The sequence below is a fragment of the Mycobacterium ahvazicum genome, from assembly GCF_900176255.2.
GTDB lineage: Bacteria > Actinomycetota > Actinomycetes > Mycobacteriales > Mycobacteriaceae > Mycobacterium > Mycobacterium ahvazicum.
Genome location: NZ_FXEG02000001.1, coordinates 179,671 through 204,474, shown reverse-complemented (window position 1 = coordinate 204,474; position 24,804 = coordinate 179,671). Strand labels below are relative to the sequence as shown.

The window sequence follows — 24,804 nt, the reverse complement described above, 5'->3', positions numbered from 1 at the left end:
TGGAGAACACTATTCCGATCGGCAGACTTGGCTGTCAAGGTCGAGCCGGGACGCTTACGCGGCTATTGTCTGGACTAAGACGAGTTGATAACGTCCAGCCCCAACGGCTGACGGAAGGATCTCGGCGAGTCAATGGCGATCTCAACGCGCACCTCGCGGTACCCGGCGACGCACCCGGTGGACGTCGCCGAAGGTTGGGAGCTCGAACGAGTCACCGCGCCCAGTCGGTTGTTCGGCGCCAACGGGTTGCGGACCGGCCCGGACGGTCGCATCTACATCGCCCAAGTCACCGGCAGTCAGATCAGCGCGCTGGATCACCGCACCGGGGAGCTTGTGACCGCCAGCCCCAAGGGCGGCGACATCGTGGCGCCCGACGACGTCGCATTCGACGCCAACGGCAACCTGTATGCGACCGAGGTGATGGACGGCCGGGTCAGCGTGCGCGACACCAGTGGCCGCACGCGGGTGCTGCGTGACGACGTGCCGTCGGCCAATGGCATCACCTTTCACCGGGGCCGGTTGTTCATCGGTGAATGCCGTGCGGGCGGACGGCTGCTGGAGTTCGACCTGGCGGGCGGACCGCCCCGGGTGCTGTTGGAGAACGTGCCCTCCCCCAACGCGATGGAGGTCGGCCCGGACGGCCTGCTGTATTTCCCGGTGATGGGCGCCAATGAAATCTGGCGCATCGACCCCGACGGCGGCGAACCACAATGTGTCGCGAGCGATCTCGGCGTGCCCGATTCGGTCAAATTCGACGCGCAGGGCCATATCGTTTCCACCCAGGTCGCCAGCGGTCAGGTGCTGCGCATCGATCCCCGCAACGGGGAACGGCAACTGCTCGCCCAGTTGAATCCCGGCCTGGACAACTGCACCTTCGTCGGCGAGCAGCTGTTCGTCTCCAACTTCACCGGCGAGATCACCGAGATATCGCCGCATGGCACCACGAGATCCGTGTTGGCCGGCGGACTCAACTGGCCGCTGGACCTCGCGGTCGGATACGACGGACAGCTCTACATCGCCGACGGCACATACTTTTACGTCGCGCTGCCCGACGGGTCATTGCAGACCGCGGGCATGCTGTTCAGCCCCGGCTATCCCGGATTCCTGCGCGGCGTTGTCGCCAGCGGGCCCGGCGAGTTCGTCGTCACGACCTCCGGCGGTCAGGTCAGCGTCTACCGGCCCGAGACGAACGAATCCGAGTTGCTGGCAGACGGTTTCGATCAGCTCTACGGTGTCGCGATGAGCCCCGACGGTGTGGTGTTTGCGGAGCTCGGTACCGGCCGGTTGCTGTCGCTGCGGTCCGGCGGTATCGAGGCGCTGGCCACCGACCTGCGTGAGCCGGTCGGCGTCACGATCGATGCCGACGGGACTTGTCTGGTCGCCGAGGCAGGTGCGGGCCGAGTGGTCAGGGTGAGCGGGTCGAAAATCGATACCGTTGTCACGGATCTACAACGCCCGCAAGGCATTCTGATACATGGCGGAGTTCTCTACGTCGTCGATGCCGGCGCTAAGGAGTTGATCGCGTTCGATCTGACCAGTAGCGCACGGCGCACGATCGCATCCGGGCTGCCGGTCGGTCCGCCGCCCGGCGTCACGCCCAAGCCGTTGCTAGGCATGCCGCCGTTTTCCGGACCGCAGGGCCCGTTCGCCGGGATCACCGCCGCGGCCGACGGGACGATCTACCTCTCGGCCGACGGCGACGGCAGCGTGCTGGCACTGCGCAAGGACGGCGGCTGATGCCCCAGATCATCGCGGGTGACCACCGCTACTTACAGATTGCACGCACGCTGCGCAAGGAGATCGTCGACGGCGTCTACCCGGTGGGCTCGCAGCTGCCGACCGAACACCAACTGTGCGAGCGCTTCGCGGTCAGCCGCTACACCGTCCGCGAAGCACTGCGCCGACTGCGCGAGGACAATCTGGTCGCATCCCGGCCGCGGGCCGGCACTCGGGTAGTGCCCCGGCCGGCATCGAGTTCCTATGCCCAGGACGCGATGTCGATCGACGATCTCCTCGCGTTCGCGGCCGGCGCGCAACTGACCATCGAATCCAACGCGATGGTGACGATCGACGAGGAGCTGGCCGCTGCGACCGGACTCGAGACCGGCACCCAGTGGCTATCGGTACGCGGCTATCGGCAAGCCGACGGCGCACCGGTGCCGATGTGCCGAACCGAGTACTACATCAACCGCGGTTTCGCCGCGGTCGGCAGGCTGCTGCAGCGCCATGCCGGCCCTATTTTCCCGCTGATCGAGGATCTGTTCGGCGTCAGTGTCGCCGCGTTGCATCAGGAGATCGCCGCCGTCTTGCTATCGCCGGAACTGGCCGACGGCCTGGGCGTCGAAGCGGGGACGGCTGCACTACAGATGCGCCGCACCTACACGACCTCAGACGGCGAGGTGGCTCAGGTGACGATCAACACTCACCTGTCGTCGAGGTTTCGGTACGCGATGACCATGCGTCGCGTCGCTGGTCAGGCCGGTTGAGGTGACCGCGCGGGCCCCGCAGGACACCACCGAGGCATACCGCCGCGGGCTCTGGGTGCGCACCACGCTGGCCGATTCGCTGCGCACCGCCGCCGAAATATCGCCGCAGCGAATAGTTTTGGTGGACAAGGACGTCCGGATGGATTGTGTCGCGCTTTACACGCAGGCCGGCGCGTTGGCAACCGCTCTGCTGTCGCGGATGCCGACGGGCAGCGTCGTGTCGTTCATGCTGCCGAATTGGCATGAGGCCGCTGTCATCTATCTGGCCGCGACGCTGGCCGGGATGGTGGTGAACCCGATCCTGCCGTCGTTGCGCGACCACGATCTGCTTTTCATCCTCGAAGACGCGGATGCCGCAATGATTTTCGTCCCGGGTCAATATGGCGGGCATGACTACGCGGCGATGCTCGACCGGGGGACGGCCGCGATGAGTCCGGCGCCGGCCGGGGGTGTGGTCCGCGGCGCCGGCCGTTCGCACACTCCCTACGCGGACCTGCTGGCGGAGCAGCCGGCACGGGATGTGGTGCTTCCCGAACTGGATCCCGATTCGGTGCGCATGATCCTCTACACCTCCGGCACCACGACCCGCCCGAAAGGCGTCCTGCACACTCATAATTCGATCCACGCCCTGATCTGTCAGATCCGTGACCACTGGATGATCGCGCCGGGCGACACGTTCCTGGTCCCGTCGCCGATCGCTCATATCGGTGGCTCTATCTATGCCTTCGAATGCCCGCTCCTGCTGGGGACGACCGCGGTGCTGATGGACCGGTGGGAATCGTCGGAGGCCGTCGCCCTGATGGACGCCGAGCGATGTACCCACATGGCCGGGGCCACGCCATTTCTGCAGCAACTGTTGTCTGCCGCCGAGCAAGCCGGGACCCGGCTGCCCGACTTGAAGGTGTTCATCTGCGGTGGCGCGTCGGTGTCGCCGGCGCTGATCCGCCGTGCCGCGACGTATTTCAGTCGTGCCGTGGTGACCCGGGTGTACGGGTGCACGGAAGTGCCCGTCACGACGGTCGGCGCTCCGGGGGCCGACGAAGCCGACTACGCGGCGGACACCGATGGCAGAGCCGGGATCGCGCGGATCAAGCTCGTCGCGCACCAGTCCGCACCTGCCGGTGACGGGGAAATCTGCGTGCGCGGACCGCAGATGCTGACCGGTTACCGCCACGGGCGCGACGACTCCTTCGATGCCGCAGGCTTTTTCCGCACCGGGGACCTCGGGCGCTGGGTAGACGACCGGTACCTGGTCGTGACCGGCCGAGCCAAGGATGTCATCATCCGCAGCGGCGAGAACATCTCGGCCAAGGAGGTCGAGGACCTGCTCGCCGACCACCCCGGCATCGCCGAGATCGCGGTCGTCGGGCTGCCCGACGAGCGCACCGGCGAGCGGGCGTGCGCGGTGATCGTTCCCGCCGACACCGCCGCCCCGGACGTCGCGAGCCTGCTTGCGCTGCTGGTGAGCAAGGGTGTCGCCAAGTTCAAGGCACCGGAGCAGGTCGTGATCACCGATGCCCTGCCGAAAAACGACGCGGGCAAGGTCCTCAAGCATCAGATCCGAGCGTCTTTGACCGCGGCGGGAACCGAGGATGAGTGAGATGCAGGTCGCAATCGTCACGGGAGCCAGCAGCGGTATCGGGTCGGGCTGCGCGACGAAACTCGCCGAGATGGGCATGGCGATCCTGGGCACAGGCCGCGACCCGGATCGGCTCGCCGCGCTCGAAAGGACGATCAACGATCCGGGTCGGGTAGCCACGCTCGCGGTCGACTTGACCGACGATGACGCACCGCGACGCATCGTGGATCTCGCGGTGCGGCGCTGGGGTCACATCGACTTCCTGATCAACAACGCCGGAGTGGGCAGCCCCAAACCGCTGCACGAGACCGACGACGAAACCCTGGACTACTTCTTGGGTTTGATGTTGCGGGCACCGTTTCGACTCGCACGCGAGGTGCTGCCGCACATGGCACCGGGCTCGGCGATCATCAACGTGACATCGACATTCGCCGTCGTCGGTGGCCTGCGCGGCGGCGCCTACTCCGCCGCCAAGGGCGGGCTGACCGCGCTGACCACCCACATCGCCTGCCAGTACGGCGCGTCGGGCATCCGCTGCAACGCCGTAGCGCCCGGGGTGACGGTGACACCGATGGTCGAGAAGCGGTTGCGGGACGAGCGATTCCGCAAAATCAACACCGAGATGACCCCGCATCAGCGGTTGGGCCGCATCGACGACATCGCCAGCACCGTGGCCTTCCTGTGCTCGCCGGGCGGAAGTTTCATCAACGGCCAGACGATCGTCGTGGACGGCGGGTGGAGTTCGACGAAGTATCTGTCGGACTTCGCGCTGGAATCACGGTGGACCGATTAATGAACCTGTTCGCGCTGCTCGATCAGGCTGCGAGCCGGTTCCCCGATCGCGGCGCCGTGTACTACGGAAGCCGCCGGATCCACACCTGGATTGAGCTGCGCGACCGGGTGTTACGGCTGGCGGCGTCGATCCGGCAGCAGCACGGCGCGGATGCGCGAATCGCGATCGCGACCCACAACTGCCCCGAGATCATCGAATTGATGTTCGCGATCTGGGCCGCCGAATGCGTCGTCGTCCCGGTCAACTTCAAGCTGCATCCGCTCGAGATGGCGCAAATTTTCCAGGATGCGGGCGTCGCGCAGGTGTTCGCCTCCACCAAGATCGGCGCCGACCTCGCGCCAATCACCACCACGCGCACGGAAATCATTGATTCCGAGGACTATTCACGACGGTTCAGAGCCAGTCCGTCGGCGCCGCCGCCGCACACCGACCCGGCCGCATTGGCGTGGCTGTTCTATACCAGCGGCACCACCGGGCGATCCAAGGGGGCGATGCTGTCGCACCGCAACCTCACGGCGATGTCCGTCGCACACCTCGCCGACATCGACGCTGTCGACGAGGACTGCAGCCTCGTGCACGCTGCGCCGATGTCGCACGGCTCCGGCCTCTATGTCCTGCCGTACGTGCTGCGCGCTGCCCGCCAGGTGGTGCCCGAATCGGGTTCCTACGACCCCGCGGAGTTCCTCGATCTCTGCGAACACCACCCGGCCGTCAGTGCGTTTCTGGCTCCGACGATGGTGCAACGACTGGTCGATACGGGCCGCGGCCGCCCGGCCAATCTCAAGATGATCATCTACGGCGGCGGGCCCATGTACGTCGAAAGCCTGCGCAGGGCGATCACGGCATTCGGCCCGATCTTCGCGCAGATCTACGGACAGGGCGAATCCCCGATGACGATCACCGGGTTACGCGGTCCCGATCACGATTGCGACGATGACGCGATTCTGGGTTCGGTCGGCTATGCGCGGTCGGGGATGGAGGTCGCGGTGCTGCGCGCGGACGGCGACCCGGCCCCACTCGGCGAAATCGGCGAAATCGTCTGCCGCGGCGACGCTGTCATGTCCGGATACTGGCGCAATCCCGACGCGACCGACGCCACGCTCAAAGACGGCTGGCTCTACACCGGCGACATGGGTTCATTCGACGCGCGCGGTTTTCTGACGCTGCGCGATCGGTCGAAAGATGTTGTCATCAGCGGCGGAAGCAACATCTACCCCCGCGAGGTGGAGGAGATGCTGCTCGAGCACCCCGGCGTCGCTGAGGCGTGCGTGGTCGGCACACCCGACGCCGAGTGGGGCGAGGTGGTGGTCGCGTTCATCGTCGGTGCGGTCGACCCGGCGGCCTTGGACGCACATCTATTGCGGCGCATCGCCCGCTTCAAGCGGCCCAAGCGTTACGAATTCGTCGACGAGCTACCGAAAAACAGCTACGGCAAGGTGCTCAAGCGGGAACTGCGCGCCAGCCTGGCGCAGTAAGCCGCAACGAAAGATCAAGGAGAACACAATGAAGTGTCGTGCCGCTGTGATTCGCGGAGTCGGCCAGGACTGGGAGATCAGCGAGATCGAGCTTGACCCGCCCCGCGCCGGTGAAGTCCTGGTGCGGATGGCCGTCGCCGGAATCTGCCACTCCGACGACCATCTGTACACCGGCGACGTGTTGCCGACCGCCGAGGTGCGGGCCGCGACGGGAATTCCTGAGCCGGACTGGTTCCCGATGATCGGCGGTCACGAGGGCGCCGGTGTCATCGAAGAAGTCGGACCGGGCGTGACAACGGTGCGGCCGGGCGATCGGGTGGCGATGTCGTTCATTCCCGCGTGCGGGGATTGCCGGTTCTGTGTGAACGGGCAGAGCTACATCTGCGATGCCGGCGCAAGTCTGTTCTCCCGAGAGATGCCGACCGACGGAACCTGCCGCCGGCATCTCGGCGACGAAAACCTGATGGCCTACGGTCAACTCGGCACGTTCGCCGAGTACGCGGTCCTGACGGAGAGATCCGTCATCAAGATCGACGACGCGGTCCCCTTCCATGCCGCCTCGCTCGTATCGTGCGGCGTCAGCACCGGCTGGGGCTCCGCGACGGTGACGGCCGGCACCCAACCCGGTGACACCGTGGTGGTCATCGGCACCGGTGGCGTCGGGATGAACGCCCTGCAGGGAGCGCGCGCCGCCGGCGCGAAATATGTCGTCGCAGTGGATCCCGTTGAATACAAGCGGGATTCGGCGAAGATCTTCGGTGCCACGCATGCCGCCGCCTCCGCCGAGGAGGCGACACCCCTGGTGAGCGACATCACCGCAGGTGTGATGGCCGACCGCGTCGTCTTGACCCCCGGCGTTCTGCACGTGGAGCTGATCCCCATGGCCATGAGGTTGCTTCGCAAGGGTGGGACCTGCGTGGTCACCGGCATCACCCCGTACACCGAGGCGATGGTTCCGCTGGTCCTGCAGGAGATGGTGCTCTCGGCCAAGCAACTCAAAGGAGCGCTGTACGGCGGCATGAATCCGCGCACCAGTGTGCCGCTGCTGTTGTCGATGTACCAGGCCGGCGCGGTGAAGCTCGACGAGTTGGTCACCCGGCACTATCAACTCGACGAGATCAACGAGGCGATGACGGATCTGCGCGAGGGCCGCAACATTCGCGGCGTGATCGACTTCGCCGGCGTCTAACCCTCCGTCGCTCGGGCGGATTCGAAATGCTCCCGGATGCCGGCCAGCATCTTGCGGTGCGCCTTGACGCCCTCGCGCCGGGTGATCGGGGCCAGTAACCGGGGCGCCGATATCCGGATCCGCTCGGTGAGCCGGGTGCCGACTATCGGCTCCTGGATCGGCTCGAAGCTCACCATTCCGCGCAGGCGCACCCCCGGGGATTGATCGGCCTCGGTGAGCACGTAGCCGCTATGGCGGACGTGCAGGCACGCCTGGTAAGTAATCTCCTTGGTGAAGGGCCCCAACGGAATTCGATCGACCACCCGGTAGGTCTGCCGGTAGCCATCCGGCGTTTCGCTGCGCTCGAGTGACTCCACCGACACGATCAGCGGGTGCACGAGTTTGACGCTGTCCAAATCCACGTAGAAGTCGCGCACCGCATCCGGCGGGGCGGGCACATCTTCTGACAGCGCGTGTTCGGAGTGCGCGGTCCACAAACTCATACCGAAGAACCTAGCCCTGCCACCGCGGCGCGCTTACCGTGGACCCAAGCAGCGAGCGGAGGCGACATGAGCACGCACGGTCAAGTGGTCGAGCGCTACCTGGAATGCCTGGCCGCTCACGACTGGCAGGGACTGGCCGACACGATCGCCGACGAAGGACTGACCCGGGAGGGCCCGTTCTGCGATGTCATTGAAGGCAAGGCGCACTACGTCGCCTACTTGCGCAAGGTATGCACCAATCTCGCGGGCCATCGGTTACACGTTGCGCGGGTCTCCCACGTCGACTCCCGGGTGTCCTACGCCGAGTTGTCCGAGACATTCGAGATCGATGACGTCGCGACGACGTGGCCCGAGTGCATCCTGTTCGAGCAAGACAACGACGGCCTGATCTCTCGGGTCAGCGTCTATTTCAAGCAGCGCCACGCCGACGTCACGTAGCGGTCTATTCCCTGATTCGCGGAATTGACCTAACGTGTCATGGATGGAGGCAGATGCAACTCCGGAGTCGGTTGCGGTCGAGAAATTGCACTCGGGCGACCCGATCACCGATTGTGGCCAGCGGTACATCGTTCTCGAATCAAAATCCCTCGGCGATAGCTGTGTCGTTCTCGAACTGGAGTCCCGGGTGGACCACCAGCTGCAGGTCATCGAGAAATCGTTCCCGGCCGGGTACCAGGTCGACAGGGCGCACCACCGAATTTTGTAGAACGAATTCACGCGTCGGAAAATAATGCGCGAGTAGCCGTTGGACGGCTACCGCGCATTCGTGTTATTCGCACTAATTCCGGGCAATTCGGGGACCCGTTTAGTCGCCGCGCGGCGGCCGCTGATCGGTGGGATCGTTGGGATCGGGTTCGCCGAACCATCGCGACGGTTGGTGCTGCCCGTAGGCGTCGTGCCAGTCCCACCACTCGTAGGGTGCCGACTGCGGGTAGCCCGGCGGCGAATCCTCCCACGCCTCCTGGCGCCCGAGCGCCGTCATGTCCAGGAAGCTCCACGTATTGCCCAGCACCTCGTCGCCCCGGTTGTTGATGAAGTAGGTGCGGAAGACCCGGTCGCGTTCATGGACGAACGCGTTTGTGCCGTGCCATTCGTGGACACCGAAGTCGACGTCAAAGCTGTCGGTGATCGTGTACCACGGCATCTGCCAGCCCATCCGCTCCTTGAGGCGCTCGATGTCGGGCTGGGGTGCCCGCGACACGAACACCAGGGTGGTGTCGCGGGCGTTGAGATGAGCAAGGTTCCCGATATGGTCGGCGATCATCGAGCAGCCGCGGCAGGCATGGTCGGGCCAACCGTGCACGTCGGGTCCGAAGAAGGCGCGATAGACGACGAGCTGACGCCGGCCTGCGAAGAGCGCCGGCAAGTTCACCATGCCGTCGGGCCCGTCAAATTGATACCGCGCCTGCACGGCCAGCCAGGGCATGCGCCGTCGCATCGCCGCCAGTGCATCGTGGGCCCGCAGCACCTCCTTCTCCTTGACCAGCAGTCGTTGATGCTCGGCCTCCCACTCCTGGGCCGACACGATTGGTGGTGTGTGCATTGCGTTGTCCGCCTTTCGATTTGGTGTCAGGACAGGGACGACAATCCCGACGCGGTGAGCAGATAGGCGCCGTGCTGTCCGGGCCCGGCACCGGCGATCGCCGATACCGACGTGCCGACCAGCTCGGCGGTCAGCGCGGGTCCGGTCGATGCGACGAAGGTGTCGAGATCGACGCCTTGCCGCTCGGCGTAAGCCGCCGCGGCCGCGGCGCCCAGCTCGGTGGCCGCCGTCAGGCGCGGCAGCACCGAAACGAAAGTGATCCCCAGCCCGGCCCGGTCCGACTCCCCAGCGGCATAGCTGCCGATGAATTTGACGGTCGATTTCGCGCCCGCGTATCCGCCCGACAGTGGCGACCCGTTGACCGCGGCGCCGCTGGACATCAGGATGACCGAGCTGCCCGGCGCCAGCGGGCGCTGCAGCGCGTAACGGGTCCAGTGAAACGCTTGTGCGACATCCACATTCCAGTTGGCGCTGAAGGTTTCCCAGCTGTGTTCCTGCAACGGGCTCATCCGCGGGGCAGACCCGGCGCACAACACCAGCGTGCGGGGCGTGTACTTGTCGATGAGCGCACTCGCCGTGGCCGGATCGGCGGCGTCGGCGACCACCGGGACGAAGGAGTCGCCGAGTTGCCCACGGACCTCGTCGAGCAGCGCGGCCGTGCGTGCGACGCCGACCACCTCGACACCGGCCCCGGTCAGCGCGGTCGCGATGGCGCGACCGAATCCCCGGCTCGCCCCGGTGACGATCGCGGTGCTGCCGGCAAGGTCGCCGGCGTGGGTTTGGTTATTCATGTCCGTTCTCGCTTCCTAACTGTCGCTGCCGGCGCTCGAGTGTGCGGCTGGCCGCACGTTGGGGCTTGAGTGTGCGGCTGGCCGCACGTTCGTGGAGATCACGCCGGCGTGGCTAGACATCCACTAGTCCAGATACGGCGCATCGACCGAATTCATCGCCGCGACACCGATGAATTTCGCCGGCTCGACGTCTCTACAGAAGGAGTAGGGTTTCGGCCCACCCGGCGAGATATAGGAGTGCGACCGTGCCGGCTCAGGAAGATTTCATCGAGCACGCGGCCCCGTATCGCAGCGAGTTGATCGCGCACTGCTACCGGATGCTCGGCTCGGTGCACGACGCCGAAGACCTCGTCCAGGAGACCTACCTGCGCGGCTGGCGTGGTTATCAGGCGTTCGAGGAGCGCGCCGCGCTGCGCACCTGGCTGTACCGGATCGCCACCACCGCATGCCTGCGCGCGCTGGAGAATCGCGCCCGGCGCGTCCTGCCGGCCGGCCTGGGCGACAGCTCGGTCGACCCGGACGCCGATCTCGACGCCGGGGCCGGCGCCCATCAGTGGCTGGAGCCGATCCCGGACACTCGTGCGTTCGCGACCCCGGAAGACACCGTGACGGCGCGGCACAGTGTGCGGCTGGCCGTGATGACGGCGCTGCAGGAACTCCCCGCGCGACAGCGGGCCGTCCTGATACTGCGCGACGTGGTGCAGTTCAGCGCCGCCGAGGTTGCCGAACTCCTGGAAACCACCCCGGCCTCGGTCAACAGCGCGCTGCAGCGGGCGCGGGCCCGCCTCGCCGAGGTCTCCCCGTCCGAGGACGACGCGGCCGAGCCCGACGATGTCCAACGCCGCGAATTGCTCGACCGTTACTGTGCGGCATTCGAAAACGCCGACATGGCCGCGCTGACCGAGCTGCTGCAAGCCGACGTGAAACTCGAAATGCCGCCGATGCCAGTGTGGTTCACCGGCCGCGACACCGTGATGGAATTCCTTGCCGCACGCGCCTTTACGACGCCCGGCGACATTGTGATGGTCCGGACTGCCGCGAATGCCCAACCCGCCGTGGCCGAGTACCGCCGCGCCGACGACGGCGTTATGCGGGCCCATTCGATTCACGTCATCACGGCGGCGTCCGGCCGAATCGCCGCCATCACCGTTTTTCTCGACCCGGCATTGTTCGCGACGTTTGATTTGCCATCCAGCCGGTAAACTTCCCAGGGGACGCGATTACACCCGCTGTTAACCCAGCGAATCCCCACCCACCAGAGCCGTTGGTGTCATCGCACGGCCTGCCGTCGCCCGCAGATGTGGACAGGTCCCCAGCACCCCAGGATTATTAGCGCGACGAACGCATTTGAAGGATGACCGAATGAAGATTCCGGGTGTAACCAGCGTGGTCGCTGGTCTCACCGACGGAGCAGCCCAGCTGGTGAAAGCCGGCGTGTCCACTGCCGCCGGCGCCGCGGGGGCGGTGCAGCTCTTGGCGAGCCCGGTCGTCGAACTTGCCGGGCCCGTGGTGCAGTCGATGGCCGACTCCACCACCCGGGCGCTCGGGATCAACCCCTCGTCGAACGGATCTCCCGCCCCCATCACGCCGCCGGTGCGCTGGCAGAGCGGTCGGCGAGTACATCTGGACCTGGATCCGCTGCTGCCCTTCTCGCGCTGGTATGAGTACTCCGCGGTCGTCGAGGAACCGGTTCGCCGGATTCCGGGCGTGGCCGAAGCCCATGTCGAGGGATCGCTGGGCCGACTGGTTTTCGAACTCTCCGACGACGCCGAGGACTACGACGCCGTCCTCGACGAGGTGCGCTCGACGGTGGCGGCCATTGCCGCCGACCTGGCTTCCACGAAGTCCGACGTACCGATTTCCGCGCCGTTCGCGGACCCGGGTAACCCGCTGGCGATTCTGGTGCCGCTCACCTCGGCGGCCATGGACATGGTCGCGATGACGGCCGCCGTCACCGGCTGGGTGACCCGGCTGCCCGCGGCGCCGCAAACCACCCGGGCGGCGGCCGCCCTGATCAACCATCAACCGCGCATGGTGTCGGTGCTGGAGTCGCGGCTGGGGCGGGTGGGCACCGACATCGTGCTCGCCGCCACCACCGCGGCGGCGCACGGCCTCACCCAGTCGTTCGGCACCCCGCTGCTCGATATGACCCAGCGGACCCTGCAGATCACCGAGGCGGCGGCACACCGTCGGGTGTGGCGGGAGCGGGAGCCGCAGCTGGCCTCTCCCGAGCGACCGCAGGCTCCGGTGGTTCCGGTCATCTCCTCGGCCGGACCCAAGTCGCACCTGCCCCGGCACAGCTGGGCCGCCGCGGCGGCGGGCGAAGCCTCGCACGTGGTGGTCGGCGGGGCCATCGACGCCGCGATGGACACCGAGAAGGGCTCGATGGCCGGGCCGGTGGAGGCCTATGTCGAATCGGCGGCCAACGGCTCGTTGATCGCCGCGGCCAGTGCGCTGGTGGCCGGCGGTGGCACCGAAGACGCGGCCGCCGCGATCGAGGCCGGGGTACCCCGCGCCGCGCACATGGGTCGCCAAGCGTTCGCCTCGACGCTGGGTCGCGGGCTCGCCAACGACGGACAGCTGGTCCTCGACCCCGGTGCGTTGCGCCGGTTGGACCGGGTGAAGGTGGTCGTCATCGACGGTGCGGCGCTGCGCGGTGACCACCGCGCCGTATTGAAGTCGATCGGAGAGGCACCCGGCTGGGACGACGACCGGGTCTACGAAGTCGCCGACGCGCTGCTACACGGTGAAGAGGCGCCCGAACCCGATCCCGACGAGTTGCCCGCCACCGGTGCACATCTGAGATGGGTTCCGGTGCAAGGGCCGTCGGCCACCCCGGCGCAGGGCCTCGAGAGCGCCGACCTGATGGTCGACGGCGAATGCGTCGGCAGGGTCGAAGTCGGTTGGGAAGTCGACCCGTACGCGATCCCGTTGCTGCAGACGGCGAACCGGACCGGGGCCCGAGTGGTCTTGCGGCACGTGGCCGGCACCGAGGATCTGACCGCGAGCGTGGCTGCGACGCATCCGCCCGGCACCCCGCTGCTGACCGTGGTACGTGACCTGCGAGCCGATCGCGGCCCGGTGCTGCTGATCACCGCGGTGCACCGCGACTTCGCGTCGACCGACACGCTGGCCGCCTTGGCGATCGCCGATGTTGGTGTGGCACTTGATGATCCACGCGCCGCCACACCGTGGACCGCGGACATCATCACCGGCACCGACCTGGCCGACGCGGTGCGGATCCTGTCCGCGATTCCGGTGGCCCGCGGGGCCAGCGAGTCGGCGATTCACCTTGCCCAGGGCGGCACCACGCTGGCCGGGCTGCTGCTGGTCACCGGCAGCGAGCAGGAGCGGCCCAAAAACCCGGCCAGCTTCCGCCGCTGGCTCAACCCGGTCAACGCCGCCGCGGTCACCGCGCTGGTGGCCGGAACCTTCTCGGCCAGCCGGGTTTTGCGTCTACCCGACCCGACCCCGCAACCGCTCACCGCCTGGCACGCGCTGGACCCGGAGATCGTGTACTCGCGGCTGGCCGGCGGGTCGCGACCGTTGGCCGTCGAAACGCTGACCCCATCGTGGCGTCGCCGCCTCGACGACCTGTCCTACAGCCCACCCTTCGCCGGCCTGCGCGCCCCGCTGCACAACCTGGCGCGGTTGGCCGCGGCGACGCGCGTCGAGCTCTCCGATCCGCTGACCCCGATTCTGGCGGTGGGAGCCGCCGCATCGGCCATCGTCGGCAGCAACATCGACGCCCTGCTGGTCGGCGGCGTCATGACGGCCAACGCGATAACCGGTGGGGCACAACGCTTGCGGGCCGAGGCGGCGGCCGCCGAGCTGTTCGCCGAGCAGGACCAGCTGGTGCGCCGGGTCGCGGTCCCCGCGGTGGCCACCACCCGCCGTCGCCTGGAGGCGGCCCAGAACGCCACCCGCACGGTCACGGTGTCCGCCAAGTCGCTGCGGCCCGGCGACGTCATCGACCTGGCCGCCCCGGAGGTGGTTCCGGCCGATGCGCGCCTGCTGGTGGCCGAGGACCTCGAGGTCGACGAGTCGCTGCTCACCGGGGAGTCGCTGCCGGTGGACAAGCAGGTGGAACCCGTTGCCGTCAACGACCCCGAGCGCGCGAGCATGCTGTTCGAGGGCAGCACGATAGTCGCGGGCCGCGCTCGCGCGATCGTCGTGGCCACCGGCGTCAATACCGCTGCGCACCGGGCGATTTCGGCGGTTGCCGACGTCGAGACGGCGGCCGGGGTCCAGGCCCGGCTGCGCGAGCTCACGTCCAAGGTGCTGCCGTTGACCCTGACCGGCGGTGCCGCGGTGACCGCGCTGGCGTTGCTGCGCCGCGCCTCGCTGCGCCAGGCCGTCGCCGACGGCGTCGCGATCGCGGTGGCCGCCGTGCCGGAGGGTCTGCCGCTGGTGGCCACGTTGTCCCAGCTCGCGGCCGCCCAGCGGCTGACGTCGCATGGGGTGCTGGTCCGCTCGCCGCGCACAATCGAGGCGCTGGGCCGGGTGGACACCGTGTGTTTCGACAAGACCGGCACGCTCACCGAGAACCGGCTGCGTGTGCTGTGCGCGATGCCGCACGATGCTCGACCGGGCGATCCCTTCCCCGAAGCCGAGGATCCGCGCTCGGCCGCGGTCCTGCGGGCGGCGGCCTGGGCGTCCCCCCAGCCCCAAGACGGTCAGGGCCACGCGCACGCCACCGACGAGGCGATCGTCACCGCGGCGAGCTTCCTTCTCACCAAGAACAATTCGGGCTGGCAGCTGCTGGCCGAGGTGCCGTTCGAGTCCAGTCGTGGCTATGCCGCCGCGATCGGCACCCTGAGCGCGGACGCCGACAAACCGGTGCTGATGCTCAAGGGCGCGCCCGAAGTGGTGCTGCCCCGCTGCCGTTTCGCCGACCCGGAGGCCGACCGTGCACACGCCGAGTCGGTGGTGCACAGCCTCGCCGAGCGGGGATTGCGGGTGTTGGCGGTGGCGCGACGCCCCTGGCCCAACGGGACCACCCACGACAAAGACACCGACGTCGAAGCCGTCGATGCCACCGCGCAGGACCTGGAGTTGTTGGGCTACGTCGGTCTGGCCGACACCGCGCGCGCATCGTCGCGCCCGTTGATCGAGGCGCTGGAGGCGGCCGGCCGCGACGTGGTGCTGATCACCGGAGACCACCCGATCACCGCACGGGCGATCGCCCGGCAGCTGGGACTGCCGGCGGACGCGCGGGTCATCACCGGTGCCGAGCTGGCCGGTCTGGACGAGGACGCCGCCGCCAAGGTCGTTTCCAACGTCCAGGTGTTCGCCCGCGTCAGCCCCGAGCAGAAGGTGCAGATCGTGGCCGCGCTGCAGCGCTGCGGGCGGGTGACGGCAATGGTCGGCGACGGTGCCAACGATGCCGCCGCCATCCGGATGGCCGACGTGGGCATCGGCGTGAGCGGCCGCGGTTCGTCGGCCGCTCGTAGCGCCGCGGACATCGTCCTGACCGATCGCGATCTGTCGGTGCTGCTCGACGCGCTGGTGGAGGGCCGCAGCATGTGGGCCGGCGTTCGCGACGCTGTCACGATCCTGGTCGGCGGCAACGTCGGCGAGGTACTTTTCACCATCATCGGTACGGCGTTCGGCCAGGGCCGCGCGCCGGTGGGAACCCGTCAGCTGTTGTTGGTGAACCTGCTCACCGACATGTTCCCCGCACTCGCGGTTGCCGTCACATCGCAGTACGTCGAGCCCGACGAGACCGAGTACGAATCCGAAGAGCAGGCCGAAAAGGCGCGCGCCGCACACCGACTCGCGGTGCTGACCGGGCCCACGCCGTCGCTCGACGCGCCACTGATGCGCCAGATCGTCACCCGCGGTGTCGTGACGGCTGCCGGCGCGACAGCCGCCTGGACGATCGGGCGGTGGACCCCTGGAAGTGAACGCCGGACGGCGACAATGGGTTTGACCGCACTGGTGACCACGCAGCTGGCCCAGACACTGCTGACGCGCCAGCACAGCCCGCTCGTCGTGGCGACCGCACTGGGCAGCGCCGGGGTGCTGGTCGGCATCGTGCAAACCCCGGTGGTCAGCCAATTCTTCGGGTGCACACCGCTGGGACCGGTCGCCTGGTCGGGCGTGATGGGAGCCACGGCCGGTGCCACCGCGATTTCGTGGCTGGCGCCCAACTGGCTGAACAAGGCCATCGGTGTCATCCAGCCCGACGGCCAGGACGAAGACGAACCGCAGGCCTAGGTCGCCAGTTCCTTTCGGATGACCTTGCCGGCGGGATTACGCGGAATGCTGTCGACGACGTGGATGTCTCTGGGCTGTTCGAAACGAGAAACTTTGTCCTTCAAGTATTCCCGTAACGCCGTCACGTCGATCTGACGCTGGGCGCGGGCGACGATGAACGCCGCAAGCCGGCGGCCGAATTGTTCGTCGGGCACCCCGACGACCGCATTCTCGGCGACGTCGGGGTGCGCGGCGAGCGCGTTTTCCAGCGCACGCGGATACACGTTCTCACCGCCCGACACGATCATGTCGTCCTCGCGGCCGACGATGTACAGTCGGCCCGCGTTGTCCAGATAGCCCATATCGCCGGTGCTGGTCATCTGATCGATGACGGTCTTGTCGGCGCCGCCGATGTAGCCCTTGGTCGTCAGTTCGCCGCCCACGAAGATGCGGCCGGTCACCCGCGGCCCGACCGCTCGGCCGTTTTTGTCGAAGATGCGAACCGGGCAGCCCGCGACGGGCCGTCCCACCGTGTCCGGGGCGTGGCGCAGTTCGAAAGGTGTTGCCAGGGCGCCGATCCCCACCTCGGTGGAACCGTATCCGTTGTAGAGAATCTCGCCGTAGGTGTCCATGAACCGCCGCGCGAGGCTCGGGTCGAGGCGATCGCCGCTGGATATCACGACCCGCAGCGACAACGGGTTTCGCATCCGGACCCGGTTGGGCAAGTCCAGGATGCGCGCCAGCATGATCGGGACCACGCTGAGCGCGTCGGCGCGCTGCAGGGATGCCTGGGCCAACGTCGCCTCGGCATCGAAGCGCCGACGCGTCAGGACCGTGCCGCCCAGGCTGACCGCGAGCATCAGCATGCCCAGGCCAAGGCCATGAAACATCGGCACCGCCACCGCGATTCGCGACCCGACGCGCAGCCCGGTGCGCTCGAGAATCGTCATGCCGACGCCGATGCCCGAACTCATCCGCGGCATCCGCGGAACACCTTTGGGCACACCGGTGGTACCCGAGGTCAGCAGAATCAACCGCCCGGACTCGACGACGCGTGGACGCCGCGCGCCCGGCCGAGTCGGCACTGTCGCCGGGTCGATCACACCCACCGACGGTGCGGCCTCGGCGACTCGTTCGGTGAACTCGTTGTCGCAGAACATGTTTCTGACCTGATGCGAACTCAGCGCACCCGCGAGAGCCGTGCTGCGAAACTCCGTGTTCACCAGCACCACGTCGGCTCCGACCAGGGACGCGGCGAACACGGACGCCGCGAAGTCACGGCCGTTGCGGCACATGATCCCCACGGCCTCGCCCGGCCCGGCACCGTCGCGGACGAGCTCGTGCGCGAGTGCCTCGGTCTTGGACTGCAGTTCTCGGTAGCTCAGCGCCCCGTCGTCGTCGATGATCGCCGTGCGCTCCGGCCAGCGCGCCGCCGCGACGGCCACCAGCGTGGACAGGTTGGTGCCGCCGCGATACAGCTCGCGGATCAACCGCAGCGCCGCGATCGGGGTGGGCACACTGAGCAGCCGCGACGACACCAGGGCCCGGGCCGTCGTGGCGACCACACCGTCGGTCATCCCTGGTCCTTTCGCCCGAGCGAGTCGGCGAAAAACCGGCTGGCCAGCGAACGATGCCACACGCGGGCCGCCCAATCGGCGGGACCTGCCAGCAGCACCGAGGCCAGCTCGGCCGGAAACACCCAGGGCGGCTCGTTGGTGCGCGGGCGCTCGATGATCGCCTTGGCGATGGCGTCGGCGGCCTGCCCGGGCGACAGACCGGGAAGACGGCCCAGGATCGGCGTCGGGGCGATCATCCGGGTTCGAACCAGGGCGAAGTACACCGATGTGACGTCCACCCCGTCGGCGTGCAGTTCCGGCGCCACGCTGCGCAGCCAGCGATCGAAGGCGCCCTTGGACGCCTGATACGCGCCCCATTGCGGCCCCGGCACCACGCGCACGCCGACACTCGACACATTCACCACGAGGCCGCCACCGTTTTCCCGCATGGCCGGCAGCAGACCCAGCAGCAGCCAGATCGGCCCCAGGTAGTTGATGTCGATGGTGCGCTGGAAATCGTGCGGGCGGTCGTACTGCTGATGCAGCGAACGGCGCAGCGATTTACCCGCATTGCTGACGACGATGTCGAGCGGGCCGTGATTCTCGGTGATCTGCTTGGTCAGTCCGTGGACGGCGTCCTCGTCGCTCAGGTCCGTCGGGTAGGCGAAGGCATGCCCGCCGCCGGCGTTGATCGCCGCGGCGAGGTCGTCGAGCCGTTCCGCCGAGCGGGCGACGACCAGCACCGTCGCCCCGGCCGCGGCCAGCTTGCGGGCAGTCGCCTCCCCGATCCCATAGGAAGCGCCGGTGACGAGCACCGTCTTGCCCGAAACCGCGGCGCGCAGCTTGTCGGGGTCCCCCACCCGCGCCGGGTTGGCCAATCGGTCCGTCGCCGTCTTAATGGCCTGGCTTAACAAGTTCACCTTCACACCGCATTCACCGAGATGGCGTGCCGAGTCCTGGTGCAGCGCTGCTTTCCCAACGCTTTGCGACTCGTAACCTACAGCTACCAGACCGCCCGCACCGGGCGAACCCCGGTACCGGCTGAAGGTGTGAGTTCACGACTCCCGGCGGTCGGCGTCGCTCACGACTTCTTCGGAGCCCGGGGAGGACTCGTCGCAGGGGTCCGCATGCCAGTCGCCGAACGGGTCCGGGTAGCCGCCCCACTCGCGCGGTTGCGCCATCTCCGCGTCGGTGAGCAGCGCCCCGTGCAAGGCATCGAGAAGATCGGGCGGCTCTGCGCCGCAGACCAGCACGGTCATCGCCGTGTGCCGATCACCGAAGCGGTATTCCCACTGCAACTCGGCGAACAGTCGCCGTTCGGCGTCGACTTTGGCAGCCTCCTGCGCGGTCATGGCCGCCAGCCATTTCCCCGCACCGGCGACCCGCAATCCGCCGCCGGCGGACTCCATCCACATGACCTGGTCGGGGCGGCTGGCCAGCCAGAGCCGGCCGCGGGTGCGCACCACCCCGGTCAACAGCAGATCCACGGCGGCGTGCAAGCGCTCGGGGTGAAACGGGCGGCGGGCGTTGAACTCGACGATTCGCACCATTCCCTCGGCGCCCAGCGGCGGCCGGCCGGCCAGCAGCCAACCATGCGGATGATCGCTGCGCCCCCGTCGCGAGTCGTCCTCCAGGTTCGCCAGCGCCATGTCGACGCGCTCGAGCCCCACCGTGATCCGCGCCCGCGGAGCCAACCTGCGCAGCACGGCCAGCGTCACGGGCTCCGGACGCGTCAGCACCAAAAGGTCGGCAAACTCCGCCTGGCCGACGACGACCTGGGCCATCGTGCGACCGTCGCGCAGCACGGCCTCGCCCAGCGCGCGGGAAAGCCAGCTGTGGGCGTCGATACACGTCACCACCCCGGCGATCGCCACGTCCAGGGCTGCCGGGCCGTCGGCGTAGCCGGGGCCGACACGCACCCGGACGTGGTTGATCGCGACGCAGATGGGTTCGGGTTCCAGCCACTGCGACAGATGCACGACGATGCGCTCGACTCCGGCGTGACGGGCCAGCTTGCGCAGCAGTATCAGCAGGTCGTTGCGGACGGTACAGGACACGCAGCCGTGCGCCAGCTCCAATGCTTCCTCGGCGGTGGTCAACTCGCCCTTGCACAACATGGCCGTCGTGCGCCGCACCACGTGGCCGTCGAACCGGTGCTCGACGACCACCGTCGCAGGCCGGCGCAGGAACGCCCCCGCCACCGCGTCGGTGTCGCCCTGACCCGCAACCAGCACTACCGGGGTCCGCATCCCAACTCCTTATTGCAAATGATTTTCAATAACGCCTGCGCCACGGTACAGTGCCGAGCAGACGTTGTCGAAAATGATTTTCAATAAGGCGACCGTCAGAGAGGAGGCGTGATGTCCAAGCATTGTCAGGTCACCGGCCGCACAGTGAGTTTCGGCAACGCGGTGTCACACTCGCATCGCCGTACCTCGCGGCGGTGGTCGCCCAACATCCAGACCAGGACCTATTACCTGCCCTCGGAGGGCCGGCGTATCACGCTACGAGTCAGCGCTAAGGGCATCAAGGTCGTCGACCGCGACGGCATCGAGGCCGTCGTCGCGCGACTGCGCCGCGAAGGTCAGCGAATCTGATGGCGCGCAATGAGATTCGCCCCATCGTCAAGCTGCGCTCCACGGCCGGCACCGGCTACACCTACATCACCCGCAAGAACCGGCGCAACGATCCCGACCGGCTCACGCTACGCAAGTACGACCCGGTCATCCGCCGCCACGTCGAGTTCCGGGAGGAACGCTGAATGGCCAAGAAATCCAAGATCGCCAAGAATGACCAGCGCCGCGCGATCGTGGCCCGCTACGCGGAGCGCCGCGCCATGCTCAAGCAGATCATCCGCTCTGCGGCAAGCACTCCCGAACAGCGGCTGGCCGCGCAACGGGCACTGGCCCGCCAGCCTCGCGACGCCAGCGCGGTGCGGGTACGCAATCGCGACTCGGTCGACGGTCGTCCCCGCGGGCACCTGCGCAAGTTCGGCCTGTCCCGGGTGCGGGTGCGCGAGCTGGCACACGAGGGGCAACTTCCCGGCGTACGAAAGGCCAGTTGGTAGATGACCGCCAAGAAGATCCGGCCAAGCCGTACCCAGCCGGTCGAGAAGAAGAAGAACCTGCTCAGCGGCCTCGGTATCAAATACGTTGACTACAAAGATGTTTCGACGCTGAAGATGTTCCTCTCCGAACGGGGCCGAATCCGGTCCCGTCGCGTTACCGGCCTGACGGTGCGCCAGCAGCGTCAGGTGGCCACCGCGATCCGTAATGCCCGCGAGATGGCGCTGCTGCCTTACATCGCCGAGCGCTAGTCCCGGATGAAACCCTTGTTGCGCATCAACACGTCGGCCAGGAATCCGTCGTGCGGGATCTCGGGCGCGCTGTAGAAGGTCGGGTGGTTACCGCGGTAGACATTGCCGATGGTGGGGTCAGCCAGCACGTCGTCGATCAGGTCATCGTCACCGGTAATTACGTTGATTACCAACGATTGTCGCAGTGGCGTCAGGCCGTCGGCGCGCGACCACGGCGACACCCACACGCAGGGGAACGCCAGTTCGACGTTGAGCTTGTCGACATCGGGCTCGGCCAGCAGATGTACGGCCGGGCGCAGCGCGGCATAGCCGTCACCCAACGCGGCGACGACCTGGTCGGCGCCGAGCAGCGCGGTGGTGCCGGCGGCCTTGGTGGCCAGATAGCCGGCCAACGCCTGCGCCTTGTCTACGGGCTGGGTGGGCAGGATCGCCCGCTCGTCCTCGGTGGGCAGTGGCTCGATCGCCGCTAACCGGTCAGCAATCGCGGCGGCCAGCGGGGCGGGGTCGCCCTCGTAGAGCACGGCGGTGGTGTTGACACACGCCATACCACCGAGATTCGCGATCGAGTCGACGATCAGGTCGAGGTAGTCACGCCAATCGCGATCGGCGGTGATCAGGATCTTCGCCCGGCCCGGTCCGTTCACCATCACCGTCGGATCGACGGCGTACTTGTCGACGACGTCCTGGCCGCCGTACACCATCGCGAGGTCGGCGCAGCGGATGATCTCGTCGGCTCCGCCGTGATCGGTGGGCAGAAAGACGACATCCTCGGGCCGAAACCCAGCCTGGCGCAAAGCACTAACCAGTCGATGTCCGGTGAACGGTTCGCGCCGCGACGGGCGCACCGCGACCCGGTAGCCCAGGGCGAGCGCTTGGGGCCACAGGCCGTGCACGCCCGGGCCGTTTCCCGCGGCGTGCACCGCGAATATCTCGCCACGCCGTGTCCAGACCGCACTGCCGGCACGGGTGCGTTCTTCGCGCCAGTCGCGGGCCGCGCCGATCGGCTGGGCCGGGCGCACCGCATCGAAGGCGTGCGCGACGGCGTCCGCGACGTTGCGGGCCCCGGTCCGGGTGACCATGATCGGTACGCCCGAAATCCGGCTGGCCAGTTCGACATAGGCGTCGAAGCCCAGGCCGCCGATCTGCGCGGTCCGGAAGATGTCGGCCGCGGCGGCCAATGCCTTTTCCCGCTCCGCGACCGGCAGCGGCGCGACCTTGCGCTGCGCGCCGATGGCGCGCGACACGTAGAGTGCTGGCACCAAACTCAATTCGGCGACCGGCACCCCTGCGGTGGTGGCCACTATCTCACGGTTGCGGGTCCGGTACTCGCCGCTAGGCCCGAGCGCGTCGAGTAGCACTAAATCGGCTGTTAAACTTGGGGTTTCACCGGACACCTCAGTACACGCCCTCGATGACGGCCTCGCCCTCGAAAGTGGCGACCGGCCGTACCGCGCTGACCGAATCGCTGAGTTGGCCCGCGGGCCCGGGCATCCGGATCGCCATGTCACGTTCCAGGTTGTTCGGCAGGAACATGCCCTTGCTGATGTGGTTCATCACCACCTGTCCCAGTTCGCCGTAGGGCACCTGCTCTCCGGTGTCGGGATCGATCACCCAGAACACGACGTACGGTGTCCGCGGATCGAAGACGAATGCGTCGCCGTCGGTCCGGGTGACGGCCTGCGACAGAATCATCGTGCTGCCGAACGCCATCGTGATCGTCGTCTCGGGGAAGATGTCGCGCAACAGGTCCAGCGTGTCCGCGTCCACGTGCGCGCCGCTGAGCAACAGATAGCGGATCTTGGCGTTCACCAAGTCCACCAGGTCGTCGTTGCGGGCAATCGCCTCCAGTAACGGCGGAGTGGCGTGCAGGTTCGCGACGTGCTGCGTCTGCAGCACGTGAACCGCCTGCTCGAGGACGTGGTCGACGTAGGCCGCGACTTCTCCGGCGGCATTGCGCGCGGCGATCTTCTTCACCCAGCGGGGATCGATGTCGATCGCGTGAAACGCCGAGCCGAGCCGCTCGGCGACCAGCCGCGAGAAAAAGCCCACGCCGTGCGGACCGCTCGGCATCAGGCACAGGAAGCCCCGGCCCCGCTGGAAGCCGCCGGTGGCGAAGTCCTCGGTTTGCCATTCGATGACTTGTGCGACCCAATCGGGAAGCTGCGCAGTACGTTTCGGAGCCCCGGTGGTCCCGCCGGATTCGAAAACCTGCGGCACCGGCGGCGGGGCGCCGTATCCCCGCGGGATCAGATCCTCGACCGGAACATTGCGCAATTCGCTGAGCAGGTTGGGGAACAATCGCAAATCGGTGAAGGTCTTGACGTCCGTCAACGGGTCGAAGTCCAGTGTCTCGGCGGTCCGCAGCCAAAACGCGGAGCCGGTGTCCGCACCGAAGTGCCACGCGATCGCCGCGCGCAGGTAAGCCTCGGGGTCGTCGATCGGTGCCGATCTCGGGACGTCCAACAACGAGAAGTCGATATCGGCCATGCCCTCGATCCTGTCTTATGCCGGTTCCGCCCGCCACGCAGGCTCGGACCTCACCGGGCATACAAACACTGAACGTTAGCCCATGGCGCGGCGAATTCCGTGTGGCCGTAAGGTTTTCAGCGGGCACCCTGGGTGGTGCTCGCACTGCGCAGCCAGGCCGTCATCGCCTCGTTGAAGGCCGGATAGATGTCGCGGTAGGTGCCGTCGCGTTCGGCGTAGCGGAAATTCTTGACACGCTCCACGACGATCTCGTCGGCCAGGGGTTCCGTCCGTAGCAGCGACATCGTCTCCGCGACATAGTCGTCCAGCGGCATCGCTCTCGGGTCGAATCCGCGCTCGTCGCCCTGCAGCGCGGTCTGCACATGCGGCGGAATGATCTCGATGACCTGGATCGCGGTGTCACGAAGCTGGAAACGCAGCGACTGCGTGTAGGAGTGCAACGCGGCCTTGGAGGCGCAATAGGTCGGTGTGAGCGCGCTGGGCATGAAGGCCAGCCCGGACGTCACGTTGAGGATCGTGGCGCGCGGCTTTCTGAGGAGCGCCGGGAGCAATGCAGAGGTGAGCCGGATCGGGCCGAGCAGGTTGATCGCGATGCTCTGCTCCGCCAGGCCGACGTTGCTGGCGGTTAGGTCCTCGACGCGCTGCGTGCCGGCGTTGTTGACCAAGACGTTGAAGTCGGGATAGCGGTCCGTCAGCTCGACGGCAAAGCGCCTCACGTCGGCCGCGTCGGATTGATCCAGTGACAGGTAGCCGATGCCGGGATTGGCCTCGACGACGGTCTGCAGCAGCTGGCGACGGCGGCCCGCGATCACTACCTGGTTGCCGAGCCGATGGAACGACTCCGCCAAACCGCGGCCGATTCCGCTGCCGCCGCCTGTGACCAGAACGGTATTACCCGTCATTTCCATC

The 24,804-nt window shown here is 67.5% G+C and carries 23 protein-coding genes; 14 read left to right on the top strand and 9 right to left on the bottom strand.

Annotated elements, in window-relative coordinates:
- Positions 1-132: 132 nt before the first annotated feature.
- From MAAFP003_RS00930 to MAAFP003_RS00905, 6 genes are read left to right on the top strand one after another with little or no spacing between them, the layout of a single operon-like run.
- Positions 133-1,737, top strand: a complete 1,605-nt coding sequence (locus tag MAAFP003_RS00930; RefSeq protein ID WP_096283630.1) for a Vgb family protein — start codon at positions 133-135, stop codon at positions 1,735-1,737.
- Positions 1,737-2,486, top strand: coding sequence for a GntR family transcriptional regulator (locus MAAFP003_RS00925; RefSeq protein WP_096283628.1), 750 nt, complete (start codon positions 1,737-1,739; stop codon positions 2,484-2,486). Before MAAFP003_RS00930 ends, MAAFP003_RS00925 begins: the two co-directional genes overlap by 1 nt.
- Position 2,487: 1 nt before the next feature.
- Positions 2,488-4,086 (top strand): AMP-binding protein, encoded by a 1,599-nt coding sequence (locus MAAFP003_RS00920; protein WP_096283626.1) that lies wholly within the window; start codon positions 2,488-2,490, stop codon positions 4,084-4,086.
- Positions 4,079-4,858 carry an SDR family NAD(P)-dependent oxidoreductase gene (locus MAAFP003_RS00915; protein ID WP_207768430.1) on the top strand — a complete coding sequence of 260 codons (780 nt, stop codon included), beginning with the start codon at positions 4,079-4,081 and terminating at the stop codon, positions 4,856-4,858. Before MAAFP003_RS00920 ends, MAAFP003_RS00915 begins: the two co-directional genes overlap by 8 nt.
- Positions 4,858-6,333, top strand: coding sequence for an AMP-binding protein (locus MAAFP003_RS00910; RefSeq protein ID WP_096283622.1), 1,476 nt, complete (start codon positions 4,858-4,860; stop codon positions 6,331-6,333). The genes MAAFP003_RS00915 and MAAFP003_RS00910 overlap by 1 nt, the downstream gene beginning before the upstream one ends.
- A 28-nt stretch (positions 6,334-6,361) precedes the next feature.
- Positions 6,362-7,522: an NDMA-dependent alcohol dehydrogenase gene (locus MAAFP003_RS00905; RefSeq protein WP_279304242.1), complete on the top strand. Its 1,161-nt coding sequence runs from the start codon at positions 6,362-6,364 to the stop codon at positions 7,520-7,522.
- Here MAAFP003_RS00905 and MAAFP003_RS00900 read toward each other — a convergent pair.
- Positions 7,519-8,004 (bottom strand): SRPBCC family protein, encoded by a 486-nt coding sequence (locus MAAFP003_RS00900; RefSeq protein WP_096283618.1) that lies wholly within the window; start codon positions 8,002-8,004, stop codon positions 7,519-7,521. The two genes, MAAFP003_RS00905 and MAAFP003_RS00900, sit on opposite strands and share 4 nt — an antisense overlap.
- A 66-nt stretch (positions 8,005-8,070) precedes the next feature.
- Between MAAFP003_RS00900 and MAAFP003_RS00895 the strand changes: the two genes are divergently transcribed.
- Both MAAFP003_RS00895 and MAAFP003_RS00890 read left to right on the top strand, forming a co-directional pair.
- Positions 8,071-8,442, top strand: coding sequence for a nuclear transport factor 2 family protein (locus MAAFP003_RS00895; RefSeq protein ID WP_096283616.1), 372 nt, complete (start codon positions 8,071-8,073; stop codon positions 8,440-8,442).
- Positions 8,443-8,485: 43 nt separating this feature from the next.
- The gene (locus MAAFP003_RS00890) at positions 8,486-8,710 is read left to right on the top strand and encodes a hypothetical protein (RefSeq protein ID WP_036465859.1); all 225 of its coding nucleotides are present in this window, start codon (positions 8,486-8,488) and stop codon (positions 8,708-8,710) included.
- Between the two features lie 99 nt (positions 8,711-8,809).
- Here the strand turns inward: MAAFP003_RS00890 and MAAFP003_RS00885 are convergent, their stop codons facing one another.
- Together MAAFP003_RS00885 and MAAFP003_RS00880 are read right to left on the bottom strand one after the other, a co-directional pair.
- Positions 8,810-9,547 (bottom strand): DUF899 domain-containing protein, encoded by a 738-nt coding sequence (locus MAAFP003_RS00885; protein ID WP_096283614.1) that lies wholly within the window; start codon positions 9,545-9,547, stop codon positions 8,810-8,812.
- A gap of 26 nt (positions 9,548-9,573) precedes the next feature.
- Positions 9,574-10,338, bottom strand: a complete 765-nt coding sequence (locus tag MAAFP003_RS00880) for an SDR family NAD(P)-dependent oxidoreductase (protein WP_096283612.1) — start codon at positions 10,336-10,338, stop codon at positions 9,574-9,576.
- 173 nt (positions 10,339-10,511) lie between these two features.
- Between MAAFP003_RS00880 and MAAFP003_RS00875 the strand changes: the two genes are divergently transcribed.
- Together MAAFP003_RS00875 and MAAFP003_RS00870 are read left to right on the top strand one after the other, a co-directional pair.
- Positions 10,512-11,540 (top strand): sigma-70 family RNA polymerase sigma factor, encoded by a 1,029-nt coding sequence (locus tag MAAFP003_RS00875; RefSeq protein ID WP_096283610.1) that lies wholly within the window; start codon positions 10,512-10,514, stop codon positions 11,538-11,540.
- A gap of 160 nt (positions 11,541-11,700) precedes the next feature.
- Positions 11,701-16,557 carry a cation-translocating P-type ATPase gene (locus tag MAAFP003_RS00870; protein WP_096283608.1) on the top strand — a complete coding sequence of 1,619 codons (4,857 nt, stop codon included), beginning with the start codon at positions 11,701-11,703 and terminating at the stop codon, positions 16,555-16,557.
- Here the strand turns inward: MAAFP003_RS00870 and MAAFP003_RS00865 are convergent.
- From MAAFP003_RS00865 to mrf, 3 genes are all read right to left on the bottom strand, one after another.
- Complete coding sequence (locus tag MAAFP003_RS00865; RefSeq protein WP_096283606.1) at positions 16,554-18,113, bottom strand: AMP-binding protein; 1,560 nt, start codon at positions 18,111-18,113, stop codon at positions 16,554-16,556. The genes MAAFP003_RS00870 and MAAFP003_RS00865 overlap by 4 nt on opposite strands.
- Positions 18,110-19,018, bottom strand: a complete 909-nt coding sequence (locus MAAFP003_RS00860; protein WP_423790840.1) for an SDR family NAD(P)-dependent oxidoreductase — start codon at positions 19,016-19,018, stop codon at positions 18,110-18,112. Before MAAFP003_RS00860 ends, MAAFP003_RS00865 begins: the two co-directional genes overlap by 4 nt.
- Positions 19,019-19,147: 129 nt before the next feature.
- A complete protein-coding gene (gene mrf, locus MAAFP003_RS00855) occupies positions 19,148-20,341 on the bottom strand; it encodes a ribosome hibernation factor-recruiting GTPase MRF (protein WP_096283604.1) in 1,194 nt (397 codons plus the stop codon).
- A 111-nt stretch (positions 20,342-20,452) separates the two neighbouring features.
- On the opposite strand from mrf, the gene rpmB reads away from it, so the two are divergent.
- From rpmB to rpsR, 4 genes are read left to right on the top strand one after another with little or no spacing between them, the layout of a single operon-like run.
- Positions 20,453-20,689 (top strand): 50S ribosomal protein L28, encoded by a 237-nt coding sequence (rpmB, locus tag MAAFP003_RS00850; protein ID WP_096283602.1) that lies wholly within the window; start codon positions 20,453-20,455, stop codon positions 20,687-20,689.
- Positions 20,689-20,853 (top strand): 50S ribosomal protein L33, encoded by a 165-nt coding sequence (gene rpmG / locus MAAFP003_RS00845; RefSeq protein ID WP_096283600.1) that lies wholly within the window; start codon positions 20,689-20,691, stop codon positions 20,851-20,853. The genes rpmB and rpmG overlap by 1 nt, the downstream gene beginning before the upstream one ends.
- Positions 20,854-21,159, top strand: a complete 306-nt coding sequence (gene rpsN / locus MAAFP003_RS00840) for a 30S ribosomal protein S14 (protein WP_096283598.1) — start codon at positions 20,854-20,856, stop codon at positions 21,157-21,159.
- A complete protein-coding gene (gene rpsR, locus MAAFP003_RS00835) occupies positions 21,160-21,408 on the top strand; it encodes a 30S ribosomal protein S18 (RefSeq protein WP_096283596.1) in 249 nt (82 codons plus the stop codon).
- On the opposite strand, the gene MAAFP003_RS00830 is transcribed toward rpsR, so the two are convergent.
- The 3 genes from MAAFP003_RS00830 to MAAFP003_RS00820 all read right to left on the bottom strand — a co-directional run bounded on the left by MAAFP003_RS00830 (position 21,405) and on the right by MAAFP003_RS00820 (position 24,803).
- The gene (locus MAAFP003_RS00830; RefSeq protein ID WP_096283594.1) at positions 21,405-22,802 is read right to left on the bottom strand and encodes an aldehyde dehydrogenase family protein; all 1,398 of its coding nucleotides are present in this window, start codon (positions 22,800-22,802) and stop codon (positions 21,405-21,407) included. The genes rpsR and MAAFP003_RS00830 overlap by 4 nt on opposite strands.
- 1 nt (position 22,803) lies before the next feature.
- Positions 22,804-23,895 (bottom strand): acyl-CoA synthetase family protein, encoded by a 1,092-nt coding sequence (locus MAAFP003_RS00825; protein WP_096283592.1) that lies wholly within the window; start codon positions 23,893-23,895, stop codon positions 22,804-22,806.
- A 116-nt stretch (positions 23,896-24,011) separates the two neighbouring features.
- Complete coding sequence (locus tag MAAFP003_RS00820; protein WP_096283590.1) at positions 24,012-24,803, bottom strand: SDR family oxidoreductase; 792 nt, start codon at positions 24,801-24,803, stop codon at positions 24,012-24,014.
- Position 24,804 lies beyond the last annotated feature (1 nt).

Excerpts from the sequence above, each read along its gene's own strand:
- rpsR (WP_096283596.1), top strand. The coding sequence starts at position 21,160 with ATGACCGCCAAGAAGATCCGGCCAAGCCGTACCCAGCCGGTCGAGAAG.
- MAAFP003_RS00870 (WP_096283608.1), top strand. The coding sequence starts at position 11,701 with ATGAAGATTCCGGGTGTAACCAGCGTGGTCGCTGGTCTCACCGACGGA.
- MAAFP003_RS00905 (WP_279304242.1), top strand. The coding sequence starts at position 6,362 with ATGAAGTGTCGTGCCGCTGTGATTCGCGGAGTCGGCCAGGACTGGGAG.
- rpsN (WP_096283598.1), top strand. The coding sequence starts at position 20,854 with ATGGCCAAGAAATCCAAGATCGCCAAGAATGACCAGCGCCGCGCGATC.
- MAAFP003_RS00885 (WP_096283614.1), bottom strand. The coding sequence starts at position 9,547 with ATGCACACACCACCAATCGTGTCGGCCCAGGAGTGGGAGGCCGAGCAT.
- MAAFP003_RS00915 (WP_207768430.1), top strand. The coding sequence starts at position 4,079 with ATGAGTGAGATGCAGGTCGCAATCGTCACGGGAGCCAGCAGCGGTATC.
- MAAFP003_RS00820 (WP_096283590.1), bottom strand. The coding sequence starts at position 24,803 with ATGGAAATGACGGGTAATACCGTTCTGGTCACAGGCGGCGGCAGCGGA.
- rpmB (WP_096283602.1), top strand. The coding sequence starts at position 20,453 with ATGTCCAAGCATTGTCAGGTCACCGGCCGCACAGTGAGTTTCGGCAAC.
- MAAFP003_RS00930 (WP_096283630.1), top strand. The coding sequence starts at position 133 with ATGGCGATCTCAACGCGCACCTCGCGGTACCCGGCGACGCACCCGGTG.
- mrf (WP_096283604.1), bottom strand. The coding sequence starts at position 20,341 with ATGCGGACCCCGGTAGTGCTGGTTGCGGGTCAGGGCGACACCGACGCG.
- MAAFP003_RS00890 (WP_036465859.1), top strand. The coding sequence starts at position 8,486 with ATGGAGGCAGATGCAACTCCGGAGTCGGTTGCGGTCGAGAAATTGCAC.
- MAAFP003_RS00880 (WP_096283612.1), bottom strand. The coding sequence starts at position 10,338 with ATGAATAACCAAACCCACGCCGGCGACCTTGCCGGCAGCACCGCGATC.
- MAAFP003_RS00910 (WP_096283622.1), top strand. The coding sequence starts at position 4,858 with ATGAACCTGTTCGCGCTGCTCGATCAGGCTGCGAGCCGGTTCCCCGAT.
- MAAFP003_RS00900 (WP_096283618.1), bottom strand. The coding sequence starts at position 8,004 with ATGAGTTTGTGGACCGCGCACTCCGAACACGCGCTGTCAGAAGATGTG.
- MAAFP003_RS00865 (WP_096283606.1), bottom strand. The coding sequence starts at position 18,113 with ATGACCGACGGTGTGGTCGCCACGACGGCCCGGGCCCTGGTGTCGTCG.
- MAAFP003_RS00825 (WP_096283592.1), bottom strand. The coding sequence starts at position 23,895 with ATGGCCGATATCGACTTCTCGTTGTTGGACGTCCCGAGATCGGCACCG.
- rpmG (WP_096283600.1), top strand. The coding sequence starts at position 20,689 with ATGGCGCGCAATGAGATTCGCCCCATCGTCAAGCTGCGCTCCACGGCC.
- MAAFP003_RS00925 (WP_096283628.1), top strand. The coding sequence starts at position 1,737 with ATGCCCCAGATCATCGCGGGTGACCACCGCTACTTACAGATTGCACGC.
- MAAFP003_RS00895 (WP_096283616.1), top strand. The coding sequence starts at position 8,071 with ATGAGCACGCACGGTCAAGTGGTCGAGCGCTACCTGGAATGCCTGGCC.